Annotated in this window: 16 protein-coding genes; 15 read left to right on the forward strand and 1 reads right to left on the reverse strand. The window is 46.0% G+C overall.

The genetic code is table 11. From position 1 onward, the window contains the following. Positions 1–605: 605 nt before the first annotated feature. The 14 genes from ndhC to ACHUET_RS13325 all read left to right on the forward strand — a co-directional run bounded on the left by ndhC (position 606) and on the right by ACHUET_RS13325 (position 17,920). On the forward strand, positions 606–1,229 hold the full coding sequence (gene ndhC, locus ACHUET_RS13260) for an NADH-quinone oxidoreductase subunit A (RefSeq protein ID WP_394213465.1): 624 nt from the start codon (positions 606–608) through the stop codon (positions 1,227–1,229). 137 nt (positions 1,230–1,366) lie between these two features. Continuing rightward, complete coding sequence (locus ACHUET_RS13265; protein ID WP_394213467.1) at positions 1,367–2,035, forward strand: NuoB/complex I 20 kDa subunit family protein; 669 nt, start codon at positions 1,367–1,369, stop codon at positions 2,033–2,035. Positions 2,036–2,183: 148 nt separating this feature from the next. Continuing rightward, positions 2,184–3,959, forward strand: a complete 1,776-nt coding sequence (nuoC, locus tag ACHUET_RS13270) for an NADH-quinone oxidoreductase subunit C/D (RefSeq protein WP_238038536.1) — start codon at positions 2,184–2,186, stop codon at positions 3,957–3,959. A gap of 146 nt (positions 3,960–4,105) precedes the next feature. After that, entirely contained in the window at positions 4,106–4,615 is a 510-nt protein-coding gene (gene nuoE, locus ACHUET_RS13275; RefSeq protein WP_057758927.1) for an NADH-quinone oxidoreductase subunit NuoE, read from the forward strand. Then, complete coding sequence (nuoF, locus tag ACHUET_RS13280) at positions 4,612–6,036, forward strand: NADH-quinone oxidoreductase subunit NuoF (RefSeq protein WP_394213470.1); 1,425 nt, start codon at positions 4,612–4,614, stop codon at positions 6,034–6,036. Before nuoE ends, nuoF begins: the two co-directional genes overlap by 4 nt. A gap of 10 nt (positions 6,037–6,046) precedes the next feature. Next, positions 6,047–9,127: an NADH-quinone oxidoreductase subunit NuoG gene (gene nuoG / locus ACHUET_RS13285; protein ID WP_394213472.1), complete on the forward strand. Its 3,081-nt coding sequence runs from the start codon at positions 6,047–6,049 to the stop codon at positions 9,125–9,127. A gap of 52 nt (positions 9,128–9,179) precedes the next feature. Further along, positions 9,180–10,172 (forward strand): NADH-quinone oxidoreductase subunit NuoH, encoded by a 993-nt coding sequence (gene nuoH / locus ACHUET_RS13290; protein ID WP_179798733.1) that lies wholly within the window; start codon positions 9,180–9,182, stop codon positions 10,170–10,172. 55 nt (positions 10,173–10,227) lie between these two features. Then, positions 10,228–10,776, forward strand: coding sequence for an NADH-quinone oxidoreductase subunit NuoI (nuoI, locus tag ACHUET_RS13295; protein WP_010198902.1), 549 nt, complete (start codon positions 10,228–10,230; stop codon positions 10,774–10,776). Next, positions 10,773–11,519: an NADH-quinone oxidoreductase subunit J gene (gene nuoJ / locus ACHUET_RS13300; protein WP_394213474.1), complete on the forward strand. Its 747-nt coding sequence runs from the start codon at positions 10,773–10,775 to the stop codon at positions 11,517–11,519. Before nuoI ends, nuoJ begins: the two co-directional genes overlap by 4 nt. Positions 11,520–11,617: 98 nt before the next feature. Beyond that, on the forward strand, positions 11,618–11,926 hold the full coding sequence (gene nuoK / locus ACHUET_RS13305) for an NADH-quinone oxidoreductase subunit NuoK (protein ID WP_025653102.1): 309 nt from the start codon (positions 11,618–11,620) through the stop codon (positions 11,924–11,926). 4 nt (positions 11,927–11,930) lie between these two features. Next, entirely contained in the window at positions 11,931–13,805 is a 1,875-nt protein-coding gene (gene nuoL, locus ACHUET_RS13310; protein WP_394213476.1) for an NADH-quinone oxidoreductase subunit L, read from the forward strand. A 2-nt stretch (positions 13,806–13,807) separates the two neighbouring features. Next, positions 13,808–15,433 carry an NADH-quinone oxidoreductase subunit M gene (nuoM, locus tag ACHUET_RS13315; RefSeq protein WP_394213478.1) on the forward strand — a complete coding sequence of 542 codons (1,626 nt, stop codon included), beginning with the start codon at positions 13,808–13,810 and terminating at the stop codon, positions 15,431–15,433. Between the two features lie 3 nt (positions 15,434–15,436). Next, positions 15,437–16,915, forward strand: a complete 1,479-nt coding sequence (gene nuoN, locus ACHUET_RS13320) for an NADH-quinone oxidoreductase subunit NuoN (RefSeq protein ID WP_394213480.1) — start codon at positions 15,437–15,439, stop codon at positions 16,913–16,915. 177 nt (positions 16,916–17,092) lie between these two features. Continuing rightward, on the forward strand, positions 17,093–17,920 hold the full coding sequence (locus ACHUET_RS13325; RefSeq protein ID WP_394213482.1) for a ferredoxin--NADP reductase: 828 nt from the start codon (positions 17,093–17,095) through the stop codon (positions 17,918–17,920). A gap of 104 nt (positions 17,921–18,024) precedes the next feature. Here the strand turns inward: ACHUET_RS13325 and ACHUET_RS13330 are convergent, their stop codons facing one another. Further along, positions 18,025–18,804: a hypothetical protein gene (locus ACHUET_RS13330; RefSeq protein WP_394213484.1), complete on the reverse strand. Its 780-nt coding sequence runs from the start codon at positions 18,802–18,804 to the stop codon at positions 18,025–18,027. Between the two features lie 250 nt (positions 18,805–19,054). On the opposite strand from ACHUET_RS13330, the gene ACHUET_RS13335 reads away from it, so the two are divergent. Further along, positions 19,055–20,035 carry an energy transducer TonB gene (locus ACHUET_RS13335; protein WP_394213486.1) on the forward strand — a complete coding sequence of 327 codons (981 nt, stop codon included), beginning with the start codon at positions 19,055–19,057 and terminating at the stop codon, positions 20,033–20,035. Positions 20,036–20,066: the final 31 nt, after the last annotated feature.

The following is a 20,066-nucleotide window of genomic DNA, read 5'->3' on the forward strand; positions in this document are numbered from 1 at the left end:
GGGGGAGGAGTTGGGTGATGAAAATATGGTATGAGCGCACTTGATTTTTGATAAATAGCTTGACAGCGTTTGCGTATCGAACAAAGCATGGATTTGGGGTTAACATAAGGTAACGTCTATATCATAATTTTTGGTAAAAAAAACACATTTTGTTTCATAGAAAATGACCGTCGAATACAGTTAAAAACTAGCTTTTAGGCACTGATATGCGTATAGTACGTAAATAATTTATGCCAGTTGTCACGTTATTATTAACCACGTGTAATGAGCTATTAAATCAATTAAGTACGCAGTCAGATATGATATTGATTTAATACGTTGATCTTACGTTGTTAGAAGATGCGTTGGGCGACCAGCCTTTATCCGCGTGCATACCGGAATCTCTACAGTTGGTCAGGTCTGACATCGTCGTTAATAAGCTTGATAATTGGTTGTTACCAGCAAAATACCTAACATGTGACTCAATGACAGTTACTTAAACACAGTGTCAGTGAATGACAGTTGCTTTGTGTTTTCGTCTGCGTTATACCTGTTGTGAGGCGACCTTAATGGGTCAGTGCCTGCGCTGTGTCTAACACTCGATTGGGTGAGGAGCACGTATTATCATGTCTGCTTTTAATTGGTCAGCAGTTGCTTTTATCTTAGCCGCCATTGGGCTAGTTGTCTTTATGCTGGTGGTACCGCGCTTACTTGGCGGTCGCTCTCAAGGTTCACAAAAAGAAGAAATATTTGAAGCGGGTGTTGTCGGATCTGGCAACGCCCGTATTCGTTTGTCTGCCAAATTTTATTTGGTCGCGATTTTCTTTGTGATTTTCGATTTAGAGGCACTATATCTATACGCCTACGCGGTGTCGGTTCGTGAGACAGGCTGGGCAGGATTTATTGCGGCCGCGACCTTTATCATCGACCTGCTGATAGGCTTGGTCTATGCGCTTAGCTTAGGGGCTCTCAGTTGGGCACCTGCTGACAAACTGCGCAAAAAGGCACGTTTATATGCAGCCCCTGCAGGTTTCAACTTGGCAGATATTACCAAGTTTGACGGCGCTCATGAGTTAATGGTCGACCCGACAGGCAAAGTACCCGCGCAGTCCTCTGGTCAAATCAATGTCTCAAACAATATCGAGGCCAACCGTCGTCATCTACAAAACATTGATCATATCAATACCACAGGTAATGTGACTTCTGTGGATTTTGCGACGTCTGCACAAAACGACAAGCCTGCGCACTAGTGAGTGCTGCTGGCTTTCGCTGATCGCATTATGTTGCAACGATTGCTTGTGATTGGCCCCTTATTAATAACGAAATTTTTGGCGACAGCGTATACAAGATGAGTGTGACGCCAAGCCTAATATAAAGGTTGTATGTTATGAAATACACATTAACAAAAGCCAACCCTGATGCAGATACCTATCCTGCGCAGACCCGCCAAACGGTCAATGATCCGATTGAGGATGAAGTCAATAAAAACGTCTTTATGGGTCGTCTAGAAGATCTCGTTCATTCAACAGCAAACTGGGGACGCAAGCACTCACTGTGGCCATTTAACTTTGGTACTTCTTGTTGTTATGTTGAATATGCCACTACCTTAACCGCCGTTCATGATTTGTCACGCTTTGGAGCAGAGGTTATTCGTGCCTCGCCTCGTCAGGCAGATGTGATGATCGTCGCCGGTACTTGCTTCGTTAAAATGGCCCCTGTTATTCAGCGTCTCTATGAGCAAATGCTTGAGCCAAAATGGGTCATCTCTATGGGGGCTTGTGCCAACTCAGGCGGTATGTATGATATCTACTCTGTTGTACAAGGCGTGGATAAAATCATCCCTGTCGATGTGTATGTACCAGGCTGCCCGCCGCGTCCAGAAGCGTTGATTCAAGGCTTGATGTTATTGCAAGAATCTATCACCAAAGAGCGTCGTCCGTTAGGTATCCATGTCAATGAGCAGGGTGTCTATCAGCCGCAAATGACGCCTGAGCGTGACCGTAAGCAAGCAGATCGTATCGCTGTCAAAAACTTACGTAGCCCAGACAGTATCTAAGTTTAGACAGCATCTAAGTTTAGATAGCATTTAGATTCACAGCAATAACTTTAATATTTTATGCGCTTATCATAGTTCGGTTATGATTAACATAGCTCAGTTATGGTTGACATAGTTTAGTTATGATTAATGAAGGAATACGTCATTCATGGTCACGGTAGTCGAAAACACAGATCCTAATATTAAGCCTATCCCAGCAGTCATCACAGAGCTTGAGCAGAAGTACGCTGGTAAATTTGTCGTGCAGCACACTGTGGATGAGATTCCAACGGTTTGGGTGGCGCGTGCTGATTTATTAGATGTTCTCTTATTTTTGCGCAAACTGCCTCAGCCGTACGTCATGCTATTTGACTTGTCAGCAATAGACGAGCGTCTGCGTCAGCATCGTGCGGGTTTGCCTGACAGTGACTTTACGGTGTTTTATCATCTGATGTCGCTTGAGCGCAATAGTGATATACGTGTCAAGGTCGCGCTGAGCGAAGATGATCTCAATGTTCCAAGTGCGACGAATATTTGGCCAAATGCCAACTGGTACGAGCGCGAAGTGTGGGACATGTTCGGTATTGTCTTTACAGGTCATCCGCATTTGACCCGTATTTTATTGCCAAAATACTGGGAAGGTCATCCACTGCGTAAAGAGTATCATGCGCGTGCGACGGAATTTACCCCGTACTTCTTGAACACCGCCAAGCAACAATACGAGCAAGAGAATCTGCGTTTTGTCCCAGAAGAGTGGGGCATGAAACGTTCAGGTCGTGATGAAGACTTTATGTTCTTGAACATTGGTCCTAACCATCCCTCTGCTCACGGTGCGTTCCGTTTGGTGCTACAGCTAGATGGCGAGGAAGTAGTCGACTGTATCCCTGATATTGGCTATCACCATCGCGGTGCAGAAAAGATGGCTGAGCGTCAAACGTGGCACTCATTCATCCCTTATACCGACCGTATCGATTATCTTGGCGGTGTGATGAATGAGCTGCCATATATCATGTCGGTTGAAAAGCTTGCCGGGATTACCGTGCCACCGCGCGCTGAAACCATTCGCGTAATGATGAGTGAGTTTTTCCGAATCACCAACAATTTGCTATACGTCGGTACATTCATTCAGGATGCGGGTGGTATGACGCCTGTATTCTATATGTTTACCGATCGCCAAAAAGCCTATGACGTTATCGAGGCGGTGACGGGCTATCGTATGCATCCGGCTTGGTTCCGTATCGGCGGTACTGCGGCTGACTTGCCACGTGGTTGGCAGCGTCTGGTTCGTGAGTTCTTAGATTGGATGCCGAAACGCTTGGACGAATATGTCAAAGCAGCATTGCAAAACAGTGTGTTAAAAGGTCGTACTCAAGGTGTTGCTCAGTATAATGCCAAGCAAGCATTGGCTTGGGGTGTGACCGGCGCTGGTCTGCGCGCGACAGGTGTGGATTTCGATCTGCGTAAAGCACGTCCGTACATGGGCTATGAGAATTACGACTTTGAAATACCTGTCGGCTATAACGGCGACGCTTATGACCGCTGTATGGTCAAAGTCGAAGAGATGCGTCAGTCATTGCGTATCATTCGTCAATGTATGGACAATATGCCGCAAGGCCCTTATAAGGCGGATCATCCGCTGGCCGTACCACCGCCGAAAGACCGTACATTGAATGATATCGAAACGCTGATTAACCACTTTATCTCAGTATCTTGGGGTCCTGTGATGCCAGCGGGCGAATGTACGACGATCGTTGAGGCTACCAAAGGTCTGAACAGTTATTACATCACCTCAGACAAGGCCACGATGAGCTATCGTACCCGTATCCGCACACCGACATTTGCGCATTTACAGCAGATGCCATCGGTCATCAATGGCTCACTGGTTTCTGATGCCATTATGTACCTAGCATCGATCGATATTGTGATGGCGGATTGTGATCGTTAAAGCCGCTACTTCAAAAGTATTTGTTCATCAATATATTATTGCCTGATGGCACACCAAAATGCTGTCGCTTGTCGATATAACCCAGTTTTAATGAGACTGATATTGGCTTGTGATAGAGCAGGATGAGTGAGGAAAGACAGAAGATTATGAAAATTGTTTCCGACAAAATGCCAAAAGTAGATGTGGAAAGCATTCTCACCAGTGATGAAATCGCTGCCATTCATGAGTTTATGCACCATTACCCACAGGCGCGTGCCGCCTCGCTAGATGCGCTAAAAATCGTGCAAAAGCGCAATGGTTGGGTCGATGATGCGCAAGCAAACGCCATTGCCAATATCCTAGATATTCCGATGTCAGATATGGATGGGGTGGCGACTTTCTTTAACCGTATTTATCGCCAACCTGTCGGTCGTCATGTGATTCTCATATGTGACTCAGTGGCTTGTTATTTGACAGGTTATGAGGCGCTGTCAGCTGAGATCAGATCGCAGCTTGGTATTGAGTACGGTCAGACCACGGCTGATGGCCGCTTTACGCTATTGCCAATTTGCTGCTTGGGCAACTGTGATAAGGGACCAGCGGTACTGATTGACGAAGACACTTACGGCCCTGTCCAGCCATCTGAGGTCGCGCAATTATTGGAGCTATACGCATGATTTTAACGATTTCAGAGCAAATTGCTCGTCGCGGTCAAGGCCAAGCGCCAAGCCAGCTAAATGCACAGCGTGTTCCAATCTATGGTGATAAAGCGACAGCCACTAGCGAAACCAAGCCATTGACGTGGCGTTTGGCGCATCATGATGCCGTGCTTGATTTAGCCACTTATGAGTCTCTAAAAGGTTTTACAGGTCTAAAAGAAGCATTATCTAAGTCGCCAAAAGACGTCGGCAATATGATTAAAGCGGCCAATGTCCGTGGTCGAGGCGGTGCAGGTTTTAACGCTGGTCTAAAATGGTCATTTATGTCGCCGCCGGATGGTTTGCCGCGCTACCTTATCTGTAATGCGGATGAAATGGAGCCGGGTACATTCAAAGATCGTCTACTGATGGAACGTCTACCGTTTCAGCTTATTGAAGGTATGCTCATTACTGCCCATGCTATCGGTGCAACCGACGGTTATATCTTTATCCGTGGTGAGTATATCTTGGCCGCTGAACGTTTGGTTGCTGCTATCGAAGAGTGTTTAGCCAACAATCTAATGGGCGATAGCATTTTAGGTTCAGATTTTAGCTTTAACTTGCATGTGCATACGGGCGCTGGCCGCTATATCTGCGGTGAAGAAACGGCGCTAATTAATTGTCTAGAAGGTCGCCGTGCTAACCCACGTACTAAGCCGCCGTTTCCACAAATCTCTGGTGCATGGGGTCGTCCAACCGTTGTTAATAATGTTGAGACTTTGTGTAATATGCCAGCGATTTTGAATCATGGCGTCGAATGGTATCAGTCGTTATCTGAAATCAAAGGCAAAAGTAAAACGCCGGGCACCAAACTATTCGGCTGCTCAGGATTGGTTAATGATCCAGGCCTGTGGGAATTGCCATTTGGTTATACGGCACGCGAAATCATTGAGGATTTAGCCGGTGGTATGAAAGATGGTAAAACACTGAAAGCATGGCTGCCGGGCGGCGCATCGACTGACTTTTTAACCGCCGATCATTTGGATGTAGTCGTAGATTTTGACCCAATTCAAGAAGCGGGTAGCCGTATGGGTACTGGTCTGATTATGGTCGTTGATGAATCACAAGACATGGTGCCATTACTGCGCAATCTTGAGATTTTCTTTCAACGCGAGTCATGCGGTTGGTGTACACCATGCCGTGATGGCTTACCGTGGGGCGTTAAACTGCTTACCGCCATCAACGATGGTGAAGGTCAAGTGGGCGATGTAGAAAAACTAGAAGGCCTAACGCGTGACTTATGGATTGGTAAAACATTCTGTGCGCATGCTCCAGGTGCGATGGAACCACTAATGAGTGCGATTAAATATTTCCGTCCAGAGTTTGATCAAAAAATCGCGCAGGCGGTTGGTGTCGATGTTATTGATGCTGCAGCCAACCAACAGCCAGTAGTGAAATAAGGAGAGCGGCATGGCAGTCATACATATTGATGGAACCACTGTCGAAGTAGATAGCGCAGATAACTTGCTACAAGCCTGCTTATCACTCGGCATTGATGTGCCGTATTTTTGTTATCACCCAGCCCTAGGCTCAGTAGGCTCGTGCCGTCAGTGCGCGGTCAAGCAATTCCAAAACGCCGATGACATGAAAGCAGGTCGTGGTCGTCTAGTGATGTCTTGTATGGTCGCTCCTGGCGATGACATGTACATCTCTGTGACTGACGATGAAGCCAAAGCATTCCGCAAGTCGATGGTTGAGCTACTCATGACCAACCATCCACATGACTGTCCAACCTGTGAAGAAGGCGGACATTGTCATTTGCAAGACATGACCTATATGTCAGGTCATAGCCGTCGTCGTTATCGCTTTACCAAACGTACGCATCATAACCAAGAGCTTGGTCCATTCATCGCGCATGAGATGAACCGTTGTATCGCTTGCTATCGCTGTGTACGTTTTTACAAAGACTATGCGGGCGGCGAAGATTTGGGCGTTTATGGCTCAAACAACCGCGTGTACTTTGGTCGTGATAAAGATGGTCAGTTTGAAAGCGAGTTTTCAGGTAACTTGACTGAAGTTTGCCCAACCGGCGTCTTTACGGACAAGACACACTCTGAGCGCTACAACCGTAAATGGGACATGCAGTATGCGCCAAGCATCTGTCATGGTTGCTCAGCTGGTTGTAATATCTCACCAGGTGAGCGTTATGGTGAATTGCGCCGTATCGAAAACCGCTATAACGGCGAAGTAAACCGCTATTTCTTATGTGACCGTGGTCGCTTTGGTTATGGCTATGTCAATCGTGATGATCGTCCAACCCAAGCGCTTGAACGTATCAATGATAAGCATGTCAAAATCAATATTGATTATGCACTTGATGAAACCATCAAACGTATCAAAGATAAAAAAGTCATCGGTATTGGCTCACCGCGTGCCAGCCTAGAAACCAACTTTGCGCTAAAAAATCTGGTTGGATTTGATAAATTTTCAACCGGTCTAAACCACCAGCAGCAAGCATTGGTCAATAAATGTATCGAAGTGCTGAGCACTAAGGGTATCTATAACCCGAGTATGACCGATATCGAAACGCATGACGCGGTGCTCGTGTTGGGTGAAGACATCACGCAAACGTCATCACGCGTCGCCTTGTCAGTACGCCAAGCGGCAAAAAATGAAGGCCTAAAAATGGCGGCGGCATTACAGACGCAGCCTTGGCTTGCAGAACCTGTTAAGCGTATCGCTCAAGATGCGCTAAGCCCAGTCTATGTCATCGATGTAACGCAAACTAAGCTAGAAGATATCAGTAAAGTGAGCGTAGTGGCGACTCCTGAAGACATCATTAAACTTGGCTTCAAAGTTGCTGATGAAATTGCCAATTTCGCTGATGACTTAGCAGAAATAATAGATCCACAAACAGCTGAACAAAACACTAATGCCAGTCCTGAGACTGACGGTATGCAAGCACTGGCACAGCAAATCGCGTATGACTTGATTCAAGCTGATAAGCCGTTAGTTGTCTCGGGTAGTAGCTTGTCTTCTACCGCATTGATAGAAGCAGCGGCACAGATTACCCAAGCGTTGACCCAAAAACGTGCAGCAATCAAAGCGACTGAGCAGCAGCAGGTTGAGGCACATAATGCCAAAGTACAAGCAGCTCAAGCAAAAGCGGCTAATGACCAACCTGAAGAAGACCAAGATTTATCTGCCAAGCCGAACAAACCTGAAACGGGCGTAAATACAGAAGCGCAGGATGATGTCGAGCGTGAGCCAGCAGAAAGCCTTGAGTTAAAAGAAGTAAACAAAAATTATCAGGCACAAGCAGGTATCTATCTAACGGTTCCTGATGCCAATAGCATGGGCGTTTGTATGCTTGGCGGTCAATCAGTTGAAGAGTTGCTAGCCACTGATTACGATGTGGTTGTGGTTGCAGAAAACCAGCTAACAGATGCGATTGATGCCAATAAATTGACGCAGCTATTGACGGATAAAACGGTCATTGCGTTAGATCATCAGCTCCTTGATTGGCATAAGGACGTCGATATCGTATTGCCAGCGGCTAGCTTTGCAGAAGCGGATGGTACATTAATATCAGCTGAAGGTCGTGCGCAGCGTTTCTTCCAAGTTTATGACAACGAATACTACCATCCAATGAGCAGTATTAAAGAAGGCTGGCGCTGGATACATGCTGTGCATAGCAGCATTGAAGGTCGTGATGTTGACTGGACACAGCTTGATGATGTGATCAACGCTCTGATCGCAACGCACCCTAAACTTGCGGGTATCAAAGGTGCTGCGCCTGAAGCGGACTACCGTATAACGGGTCTGAAAATCGCGCGTCAACCGCGTCGTTATTCAGGTCGTACTGCTATGCGCGCGCCAATCTCAGTGCACGAGCCGATGCAGCCAAAAGATTTGGACACTGGTCTGACTTTCTCAATGGAAGGTTATAGCGGTAAAGAAACGCCAAGCTCGATGATTCCTTTTGCCAGTGCGGCAGGATGGAACTCCCCGCAGGCGTGGAATAAATATCAAGACAAAGTCGGCGGTCATCTAAAAAACGGTGATCCAGGGGTGCGTTTGTTTGACCAACTAGAGCGCTTGGCGACGCGTCAGTACGTGGCACCGCAAATTATGTCTGCAAACACCACTAATATAGAGCAAGGCCAAGCAAAACTAGTGCCTATCTATAATATTTATGCCAGCTCAATGATGGCATCACGTAGCCCAATCATTGCAGAGCAGCTTCCAGTGGCGGCATGGCGTGTCGGTATCGATGATGCCAAAGACTGGAATATCGCAGCTGGTGATTATTTAGCCATTGAAATCGATCATCACCAAGTGACTTTGCCAGTGCAGCTTGTCGAGTATCTGGCAGAAGGCTGTATCGGTTATCCAGTGGGGCAGGTAGATATCATCCATCCATCAATGCCCGCGTCGGTGCGTAAAGTAGATGCACCAGTGACGATGATGGGTAGCATGGCTAACGACATGATGAACAATAACGATACAGCGCAAATAAACGCAGCGCCGACCACCACACAGGAGGTGTAATATGCAAGTTACTCGTATTATCCCTGATGTGCCAAGCTTTTTGGCCAATAGCATGAGCTTTGATACTTGGTCTATTCTGTTTTTGGTGGGTCAATCGCTAGTCATTTTTCTGGTCGTGGTATTGGTTGCCGCGATGATGATTATTTATGAGCGCCGTATGTTGGCCTTGTGGCAAGATCGTTACGGTCCAAACCGTGTCGGGCCTTTTGGTTCATTGCAGCTGGTCGCCGATATGCTCAAAATCTTCTTTAAAGAAGATTGGACACCAAACTTTACCGATAAGTTTATGTTCACGTTGGCACCTGCGGTCGCCATGTTTACTGCCTTGGCTTCATTTGCCATCATTCCTATTTCGCCAACGCTTGGCGTGGTTGATTGGGATATTGGTATTCTGTTTTTCTTTGCCATGGCTGGTATTGCTGTCTATGCGGTGATGTTCGGTGGTTGGGCGTCTGCCAACAAGTTCTCGCTACTCGGTGGTTTACGCTCTGCTGCACAGACGATCAGTTACGAAGTGTTTTTGGGTTTGTCGTTGATGGGCGTGGTTGCGCTAACAGGTTCATTTAACCTACGTGCCATTGTCGAAGCACAAGCAGACGGCTGGTATATCATCCCGCAGTTCTTTGGCTTTTTGACCTTTGTCGTGGCTGGTGTTGCCGTCACCCATAGACATCCATTTGACCAACCAGAAGCAGAGCAAGAACTGGCTGAAGGTTATCATGTCGAGTATTCTGGCATGAAGTTCGGTATGTTCTTCATTGGTGAGTATGTCAACGTTGTCTTGATTTCTGCTTTGATGACTTGCTTGTTCTTTGGCGGTTGGCTTGCGCCGTTCAATTTAGATATCCCATTTATTCCACCAGCTTTTTGGTTCATGATTAAAACGCTGTTCTTTATGACCATGTTTGTTTTGGCTCGAGGCTCACTCATGCGTCCGCGTTATGATCAGGTGATGAACTTTGGCTGGAAAGTATGTCTGCCCGTAACCTTGATCAATCTGTTGATTACTGCTGCGGTCATTTTGATCTTTTCCCCAACGTTGTAATCATCACTAGCCATCACTGATGAACTAGGGTAAAGCTGATAAGGATAATAATCCCATGTTTACTACCATAAAAAAGACCGTCATTGGTATATTTACCATTGTCCGCAGCATGTGGATGGTCAATAGTCATGCGCTCAGACCGCGTGACACCATCCTTTATCCTGAAGAGCCGGTACCTGTACCGCCGCGTTTTCGTGGACGTATTGTCCTCACGCGTGATCCTGATGGAGACGAGCGCTGTGTCGCTTGTAACTTGTGTGCGGTGGCATGTCCGGTAGGGTGTATCTCATTACAAAAAGCCGAGCGTGAAGATGGACGCTGGTATCCAGAGTTTTTCCGTATTAACTTCTCACGCTGTATCTTTTGCGGATTGTGTGAAGAAGCCTGTCCAACGACAGCGATTCAAATGACCCCAGATTTTGAGCTGGGTGAATATAAGCGCCAAGACTTGGTCTACGAAAAAGAGCATTTGCTTATTTCAGGACCAGGTAAATACCCTGATTATAACTATTATCGTGTGACAGGTATGGCGGTAGCAGATAAACCAAAAGGCGCAGCACAAAATGAGTCTGCACCGATTGATCTAAGGAGCTTGCTACCATGATGAATATTTTGAACCATCCTGAACTGGCTGGGTTTTATTCACTGGCTGCAGTGGCAATATTTGCCAGTTTGCGCGTAGTGACTCAGGCCAATCCAGTGCATGCGATCTTATCGATGATTGTGTCGTTATTGGCAATCGCAGGGATATTTTTTGTACTAGGTGCGCCATTTGCTGGTGCGCTAGAAATCGTTGTCTATGCCGGCGCCATTATGGTGCTGTTTGTTTTCGTTATCATGATGCTCAACTTGGGCATGAGCAATGATGAGCGCGAAGAGCGTTGGCTCGATGCCGGCACTTGGGCGATACCGACAGGATTGACGATAATTATTGCCGTTGTGCTATATGCAATGATTGGTCTTAATCATGATGAAGCGGTCATGATGGGTGGAACGACTATCTCTGCTAAAGCAGTAGGTACGGTGCTATTTACTAAATATATCATGCTGGTTGAAATTGCAGCTTTGTTACTACTCGCAGCCTTGGTTGCTGCTTACCATTTGGGCAAAGAGTCAATCGATGAAGAGATCGTCGGTCATGCAAGCCAAGACTTTCAGCCAAGTGTGGGTAGTATTGAGCAATACGAAAATGACAGTATTTACAAAAACAGTGACTATACAGCTAGTGACGCCGTAAAAATGGCTAAGCCCTACGAATATAAAGATGTTGACCCACATGACTATGTTGGTATGAAGGTAGGCATGAAAACAGGTGCGAACAAAGTGACGCGCAAGGAGGCAGACTAATGGTACTAGCAGCAAGCGTGGCACAAGATGTGTCAAACGTGCCGTTTGCCCACGAGGTGGCAGGCTTAGTACAGCCAGTTACTGAGGCGCAAAATGTACTGGGTATGATACCCATGAGCCATGGACTGATTTTGGCAGGTATTTTATTTGCCATCGGTCTGTGCGGCGTCATGGTACGACGTAACTTCCTATTTATGCTCATGAGTCTTGAGATTATGATGAATGCGGCAGCACTAGCATTTGTAGTAGCAGGTAGTCGCTGGGTCGATCCAGACGGGCAGATTATGTTTATCTTCATTTTGACGTTGGCCGCGGCTGAAGCGTCAATTGGTCTGGCAATATTATTGCGTTTTTATCATCAGCGTGGGCATCTCGATGTCGATAGCGCCAATGAGATGAAAGGATGATGTCATGAGTTTATTACCATTAACCTTTATATTCCCGCTCATTGGCTTTTTGATTTTAGCCTTTATGCGCGACAAATTATCAGAGACGATCGCAGCGATTGTTGGTGTGGGTAGCATGCTGCTATCGGCTCTATGTACGCTAGTGGTTAGTTATACCTTTTTGACCACCAATCCAGCTGGAACGGTAGTAGAAGTTCCGCTATGGACATGGTTCCAAGTTGGCGACTTTGCGCCGCATTTTGGCTTGAGCTTTGATGGTCTTGCATTGACCATGTCAGGCGTCATTACTGGGATTGGCTTTTTGATTCATCTGTTTGCCTCTTGGTATATGAAAGGCGACACTGGCTTTGCCCGTTTCTTTAGCTATATGAACTTGTTCGTGGCCAGTATGTTATTACTGGTGCTAGCAGATGATTTGTTCTTGCTATATCTTGGCTGGGAAGGCGTGGGTATCTGTTCGTACCTATTGATTGGTTATTATTACCACGACAGAGCCAACGGCCGTGCCGCGATGAAAGCTTTCACCGTTACGCGTGTTGGTGATGTGTTCTTAGCCTTCGGTTTGTTCTTATTATTCCGCGAATTCGGTACGCTTAATATCCAAGAGATTATTACACGCGCGCCAGAAGTGTTTGATATTAATAATCCAACGATGATGCTTACCACCATGATGTTGGTCGGCGGTGCGATGGGTAAGTCAGCGCAGTTGCCATTACATACATGGCTTGCTGATGCGATGGCAGGTCCAACGCCAGTATCAGCATTGATTCACGCGGCAACAATGGTCACGGCAGGGGTTTATTTGATTGCCCGCCTGCATCCATTGTTTGAGCTAACGCCAGGTATTTTATTGTATTGGGTCGGCGGCGTAGGGGCATTGACGCTGGTGGTTGCTGGATTCTGTGCATTGGCGCAAACAGACATCAAGCGTATCCTTGCGTACTCAACCATGAGTCAAATTGGCTATATGTTTTTGGCGCTTGGCGTGGGGGCATGGCAAGGGGCTATCTTCCATCTAATGACCCATGCTTTCTTTAAAGCATTGCTGTTCTTATCGTCAGGGGCGGTCATCCTTGCGGTACACCATGAGCAAGATATCTTTAAGATGGGTGGTCTGCGCAAAAAGATACCATTGGTATTTTGGTGCTATATCGTCGGTGGTGGTGCACTCGCTGCGATACCTTGGGTTACCGTTGGCTTTTACTCTAAAGAAGCGATTCTTTGGGAGACTTATGCAACAGGTCACTTAGTACTATTCTACATGGGTGTATTTGGTGCTTTCTTAACCGCAATTTATACGTTCCGTATGATTTGGATCATATTCTTTGGTGAAGAAAAAACCCATGCGCATAAGCTATCAGGGGTGTCGTACTGGTTGCCTTTGACGGTATTGCTTGTCCTATCTACCGCTGTTGGTGCATGGATTACACCGCCACTACAAGGCGTCTTACCGGAGAGTGTGGGTCATCTGCTAGAAGTCGCGGGTCAAGATCACGCCAAGCACACCGCAGAGTATATCGCGATGGGTGCAATGGCAGCAGGTTTGATATTGGCGGCATTACTATATGTGGTCAATAAAGGACGTATGCTCACGAGCTTTAAGCGCTCACGTATTGGTGGGGCGCTATATCACTGGTGCTACCATGGCCTAGGTTTTGATGCGCTATACGATATAATTTTTGTAAAACCCTTTTTGTTCATCGGCCGCTTATTAAAAGCCGACCCTATCGATAAAACGTGGTATATCTTGCCTAAGCTGGCTTCAGCAGGTAATAAAGTATTGTCTGCGACGCAAACAGGGTCACTTCGAGGTTATGCTACAAGCTTTGGCTTGGGTATGGCTGTATTGCTGGTGCTGGTAATGATGACGGTGGTGTAAAGATGATTGAGTTACAACAAACGTGGATGCTACCAGCATTAATCGCAATTCCTTTTATTGCAGGATTGCTGTGCTGGGTGGTAGAGCGATTTAATAAACGTCTGCCGCGCTGGATTGCCTTGATCGGTATGACGTTGACCTTTGCTTTGTCATTAGTGCTTTGGCAGCAGGGTGATTTTAGCGGTATGAGCAAGCAGGTCATTGCGCCAGATGCGGCGGTGCCTTGGGTCGCTGAATTCAGTGTGCCATGGATACCAAGCTTTGGTATTAGTTTTCATTTAGCATTAGACGGTCTGTCACTGATGATGGTGGCATTGACTGGTTTGCTAGGTGTAGCGGCTGTTGCCTGCTCTTGGAATGAGATTCAGCGCCGTGTTGGTTTTTTCCACCTAAACTTGCTATGGAGTTTGGGCGGTGTCATCGGGGTTTTCCTAGCGATTGATCTGTTCTTATTCTTCTTCTTTTGGGAGATGATGTTGGTTCCTATCTACTTCTTGATCGCCATTTGGGGTCATGATGTGGTTGGCAAAACCAAAGAATACGCCGCAACTAAGTTCTTTATTTATACCCAAGCATCTGGGCTTATCATGCTCATTGGCATCTTGGTATTGGTCATTATCAGCTATGCCCAAACAGGGGTAGTAAGCTTTAACTACAATGACTTGCTCGGTACGTCACTCGGCGGCTGGGAATATCCCATCATGCTGTGCTTCTTTATTGGCTTTGCGGTGAAGTTGCCAATTATCCCGTTCCACGGCTGGTTGCCAGATGCGCATGCGCAAGCACCAACGGCAGGTTCGGTGGATTTGGCAGGTGTACTAATTAAGACTGCTGCCTATGGTTTGATTCGTTTTGTATTGCCGCTATTTCCAGCAGCGTCACAAGAGTTTGCGCCGATAGCGATTACCCTAGGTACGATTGGTATCTTCTACGGTGCTTGGCTCGCGTTTATGCAGACTGACATGAAGCGTTTGCTGGCTTATACCAGTATCTCGCATATGGGCTTTGTGGTATTGGCAATTTATGCTGGAACATTGCTCAGCTTACAAGGTCTGATGATTCAGATGCTTGCTCATGGCTTGAGTTCAGCCGCATTATTCATCATGGCAGGGCAGCTATATGAGCGTCTGCATACACGTGATTTGACCTTGATGGGTGGTATGTGGGGACAGTTCCGTTACTACGCACCGATACTGATGTTCTTCTGTGCGGCATTACTTGGTATTCCAGGTACGGGTAACTTCATTGGCGAGTTCATGATTTTGTTTGGCTCCTTTGCTCAGTATCCTGTGTTTGTGGTATTTGCGACATTCAGCTTGGTACTCGCAGGGCTATACTCGCTCATTTTGATTCATCGCGCACTATTTGGTGAAAATAATATTGCCGCATTGGCAGAGCGAGAGACTAAGTCACATGGCTTACCTGCACGTAAATTAAAAGATTTGGGCAAGCGCGAGCTGTCATTACTATTGATGTTAGCTGCTGGTTTGGTATGGCTCGGATTATATCCACAGCCGTTCCTTGATACCTCAAGTCACGCGATGCAGTGGATCAACAACGCATATATATACAGTCAAGTGACACAGGTAGATGCGTCGCAACTGCTTGATGTAATGGAGGCACGTTAAGTCATGAATGAGATTACAATGAATGATTTGATAGGGCTTGTGCCTTACGCGCCGATTATCGCCGTAGTGATTACGGTACTCGTGGTGATGATTGCTATCACTATTAAACGCTCGCATATGGTCACTGGTACAATTACCGTGGTCGGTTTGAATATTGCTCTGGTTACGCTACTTGGGCAAATGACGGGCTTTATCGAGAGTGGCGCTATCGCGCCAAATGCTGAGCAGTTATTTGTGATTGATAATTTTGCTCAGTTCAATATGGTGGTGATCCTGATCTGCGCATTGGCTTGTTGTACGCTATCGTATGCGTATCTGGCCAACCTCAAAGACAATAAAGAAGAGCTATACTTGCTCATGCTGCTATCGACCATTGGTGCATTACTAATGGTAAGCGCGCAGCATATGGCTTCATTCTTTATGAGTCTAGAGATGTTGTCAGTGCCCTTGTATGGTTTGCTTGCTTACACTTATATGCGCAACCGCTCGCTTGAGTCAGGACTAAAATATCTAGTGTTGTCGGCAACAGCGTCAGCGACTTTACTTATGGGTATGGCATTTATTTATGCAGAAGTGGGCTCGTTGGCATTTAAGCCAATCAGTATGGTGCTAGGCAATTTGTTTGAATCGCCACTACTGATATTGGGTGCGGCGATGATGATGTTTGGGATCGCCTTTAAGCTCTCTGCGGCTCCCTTTCATATGTGGACGCCAGATGTTTATGAAGGCGCGCCTGTTCCTATTGCGACCTTTTTGGCATCGGTATCAAAAGTTGCCATGATGGCGCTGGCGGTTCGATTCTTAATCGATACCTCTTTATTGGCATTGCCATCGGTGCAGATGTTATTGATGGTGATGGCAACCTTGTCTATCTTGGTAGGTAATTTGTTGGCTGTGCGTCAGACCAGCCTCAAACGTCTATTGGGTTATTCATCTATTGCCCATATGGGTTACGTGATGATTGTTATCGTCAGTATTGGCGCGGCCGCTGATAGTATCTCTAGCATGTATATGGCGGTATATGCCTTTACATCTATCGGTGCCTTTGGTGTGGTGACATTGATGTCGAGCCCATATCGTTTGTCTGGTGAAGCTGATGAGCTGACTCATTATCAGGGGCTGTTCTGGCGTCGTCCGGTACTGACCGCTGTGATGACTATCATGATGTTATCACTGGCTGGTATTCCGTTGACTGCAGGCTTTATCACCAAGCTATTTGCGATATTGGCTGCTGTACAAGGTACCCACTGGTTCTTAGCTGCGATGATTATTTTGGGTAGTGCCATTGGTCTATTCTACTACTTGCGCGTGTTACTCACACTGTTCAAACGTCCTAAGCAGTTCATTGAGTTTGATGTCTCTGGTCAATGGGGTATTCGTACCGGCGGTATTATGGTTATTGCTGTGACGGCAATTATCCTGTTCTTTGGTATCTTGCCAAACAGTATGATCGAATGGGCAAGCTTGGCTCGTATTTGGTAGATTCAATGATTTATGCGATAAGATAAGTCATTTGCTGCTTATCTGTTGTTACGGTTAAAAAACCAAGATGCGCCCGCTTTATGATAAGCTTGGCGCATCTTTTTTTGCTTAATTTTTGTCTTTAGCAAACTTATCTTATAAAAATACCATTTAATAAAATATAAGTGATGAACAGTTATGAGTGATAATATTCAAACGGTAACGGTGCTCAGCAAAACCACATGGACGCCAAATTTATTTAGTTTTACCGTCAGCCGTCCCGATAGTTTTAAGTTTACTGCCGGACAGTTTGTGCGCTTGGGCGTCAATCCCAGCCAGTTGAAATATTACCAACAGGTTGAGGCAAGTGATGGAGTCTCTGATGAAGCATTGAATGAAGATATCTTTCGAGCGTATTCGATTGTGTCTTCGCCATTCGATGAGGTGCTAGAGTTTTTCTCTATTGTGATTCCTGATGGTGCATTTACCTCACAGCTGCAACATCTACAAGTGGGCGATGAGTTACTACTTAATACCATGCCATTTGGATTCTTAACGTTAGCGCGTTATCAAAAACCATTGCCAAAAAATTTGTGGCTGCTGGCTACCGGCACTGGTCTTGCACCATTTTTATCGATGCTACAAGACCTAAAGACATGGGAAGACTACGAGCATATTGTATTGGCCTATAGCGCACGCTCGACGGATGAGCTTGCTTACGTTGAGCAAATCGAACGCTTGCAAGAAGACTTTGGCACTTTGGTGGATAATCCGGCAAAGCTGATCTTTATTCCTATCGTCACCCGAGAGTCTGTCGACGGCGCATTGTCAGAGCGTCTGCCGAAGCTATTATTAGAAGGCACGTTGCAAGCGCGCGCGGGTATCGATTTGGATGTCGATACGACGCATGTCATGCTATGTGGTAACCCAGATATGGTGGATGATACCAAAGAAGCATTGAAGACATTAGGTCTGGTGATGAATCGACGCGGTGAGGGTAATATCGCTGTTGAGAACTATTGGTAGGGGCATCTGACGATTATCTTGGTTAACAAAAAACGCTGCATCTGTAAGGCCAATAACCTGTAAGATGCAGCGTTTTTTATGGAGAAGTGATTTATCTTGGATAGTTATTCTTGGCTTGGTTCGGTGGCATCGTCTATCGGGTCGATAGGGCCTTGCATCAATTGCGGCTCATCATCGTCGCTAATGATATCTTCGTTATTGCTTGAGGCCAATAAATCACGATAGTTAATCTGCGCCTTCAAAACCATTTGCTCTTCTTCAAGCTTTCCATAGTTGACCTGTACTTTATACAATGTACTCATAATCTTTTTGTTGTTTTTTAGCCAGCGGTTAATATCGAGGTAAATCACTTCGTCTTTTGGGCGAGCAATATTGACGTAGGAGAGAATAAAACCCAATGGGTCTTTTTTGAGGACGCTGTGATAAAACCAAATAGCCAGCTTGACACCTTGGCGCTTAACAAAAGACTCGCAGCGTAGATTTAATATATCGGTATACGTCTGCTGACCAAACACAAAACGTTGAACATTACGATCTAGCTGCACATGTACCAAACTAAAATTACTGGCCACTTCAGCATAAATACCGCCAGCATCAACCGTACAGTATAAGCGAAACCAATCATCATGCATTTCAACGCGCAGCTCTAGTATGGCTTTTACATTATCCGTCACAAAGCTCTGTAGCGCCTCGTTGACGTATTTTTGTGCGACTGGTAGGGATATCTCATCTTCGAGTTTGTCTGTCGTTTTGTTATAAACCTCTTTAACCGATTGAGCGATACGCTCCCAACCATTACCAAGTGACTCGTCAAAACGATAGCCGATGTTCTCAAAGAACTCGTCAAAACTGTCTGAATTATTCACGTTATCAAAGTCGCTCAAACTTATTATCCTTACAATTATAGGGCTTAGCACCAGCGTTTTAAAACAGTATATAACAAATACAGTGGCTTCAAAATGGACACATGCGTTTTATGACAATTCATTTGACACTATAAACACGATATTGGTTTTATAACATTTTCGATGACCTGTTTTTTTCTTAAATGGATGAAAGGTCGTAAACACCGAATGGCTGGACCAAAATTTTGACATTGACGGTTAGGCTAGCGACATAATTCTACGTCATGTTATGATAGCGCCAACATACATCGTGCATATCGTTATAGTGCTCATTAATGAATGCTCTACACGCATACGCGCCACCTATCAGCTGAGACCCATTGTGGCCTATATCAAAGACTCACAAAGCTACCATTTTTCGGCGCAGCCTCCCAAGCGTGATGTGAGCTTACCTGTAGCGATTGTCATTGCGGTCGCCATACACGTGTTGATTATTTTTGGCATTAGCTTTTCGATGGGTAAAGACCCTGCGGCCATGATGCAGGATGTAGCAAAGGCGCTCACCGATAATATGAAGCCAAACGAAGACGCGCATTTTATTGCCAACGCCTCACAAGAAGGCGGCGGTACCATAGAGGAGCGGCTGAGACAAGAGAATGACCAAATGAGTCCATTGTCTGCTGAGCAAATGAGCGAGACACAAGACGTCATCAATCTACAGCGCCAAGTTCGACAGCAGCGCTACCAAGAGAGCTATCTGCGCACCACGTTAAGCTGGCGTCAGGCGAGCGTAGAGTCGGATAATGATAGCAAACAAGCACAAGATGACATCATGGCACAAGAAGAGCGTCTGCGTAAGCAAATCGCTACGTTAGAAGCGCAATTGTCTCAGCGTCAGCAAGTCTATGCGACCAAGTCCAAAGTGGTCACTATGGATAGTAATTCGACCACGCGCGGGGCAGCAGCCGACTATATCAATACCTTTCGTGAGCATGTCGAGCGTGTCGGCAATTTGCATTATCCTGTGCAAGCACGGGCGCAAGGCATTACTGGTAAAGTGCGGCTCATGGTCATCATTAGTAACAATGGAAATATTAAAGCCATTCGCCTGCTAGAAAGCTCAAATTCGACGATACTGGATGAGGCCGCAAAACAGTCAGTACGGCAAGCAGCACCTTTTGGACAATTCACCAAAGAGATGAGTGATATTGTTGAGTTACGACTGATACGTACTTATCGCTATAGCGACGAAGTGGATGTTACTTACTAACGACACAAAACTAAAACCACAAAACTAAAGC

The organism is Psychrobacter piscatorii (genome assembly GCF_043641605.1).
GTDB lineage: Bacteria > Pseudomonadota > Gammaproteobacteria > Pseudomonadales > Moraxellaceae > Psychrobacter > Psychrobacter piscatorii_C.

Excerpts from the sequence above, each read along its gene's own strand:
- ACHUET_RS13265 (WP_394213467.1), top strand. The coding sequence starts at position 1,367 with ATGAAATACACATTAACAAAAGCCAACCCTGATGCAGATACCTATCCT.
- nuoH (WP_179798733.1), top strand. The coding sequence starts at position 9,180 with ATGAGCTTTGATACTTGGTCTATTCTGTTTTTGGTGGGTCAATCGCTA.
- ACHUET_RS13335 (WP_394213486.1), top strand. The coding sequence starts at position 19,055 with ATGATAGCGCCAACATACATCGTGCATATCGTTATAGTGCTCATTAAT.
- nuoF (WP_394213470.1), top strand. The coding sequence starts at position 4,612 with ATGATTTTAACGATTTCAGAGCAAATTGCTCGTCGCGGTCAAGGCCAA.
- nuoM (WP_394213478.1), top strand. The coding sequence starts at position 13,808 with ATGATTGAGTTACAACAAACGTGGATGCTACCAGCATTAATCGCAATT.
- nuoJ (WP_394213474.1), top strand. The coding sequence starts at position 10,773 with ATGATGAATATTTTGAACCATCCTGAACTGGCTGGGTTTTATTCACTG.
- nuoL (WP_394213476.1), top strand. The coding sequence starts at position 11,931 with ATGAGTTTATTACCATTAACCTTTATATTCCCGCTCATTGGCTTTTTG.
- nuoG (WP_394213472.1), top strand. The coding sequence starts at position 6,047 with ATGGCAGTCATACATATTGATGGAACCACTGTCGAAGTAGATAGCGCA.
- ACHUET_RS13325 (WP_394213482.1), top strand. The coding sequence starts at position 17,093 with ATGAGTGATAATATTCAAACGGTAACGGTGCTCAGCAAAACCACATGG.
- ndhC (WP_394213465.1), top strand. The coding sequence starts at position 606 with ATGTCTGCTTTTAATTGGTCAGCAGTTGCTTTTATCTTAGCCGCCATT.
- nuoE (WP_057758927.1), top strand. The coding sequence starts at position 4,106 with ATGAAAATTGTTTCCGACAAAATGCCAAAAGTAGATGTGGAAAGCATT.
- nuoN (WP_394213480.1), top strand. The coding sequence starts at position 15,437 with ATGAATGAGATTACAATGAATGATTTGATAGGGCTTGTGCCTTACGCG.
- nuoC (WP_238038536.1), top strand. The coding sequence starts at position 2,184 with ATGGTCACGGTAGTCGAAAACACAGATCCTAATATTAAGCCTATCCCA.
- nuoI (WP_010198902.1), top strand. The coding sequence starts at position 10,228 with ATGTTTACTACCATAAAAAAGACCGTCATTGGTATATTTACCATTGTC.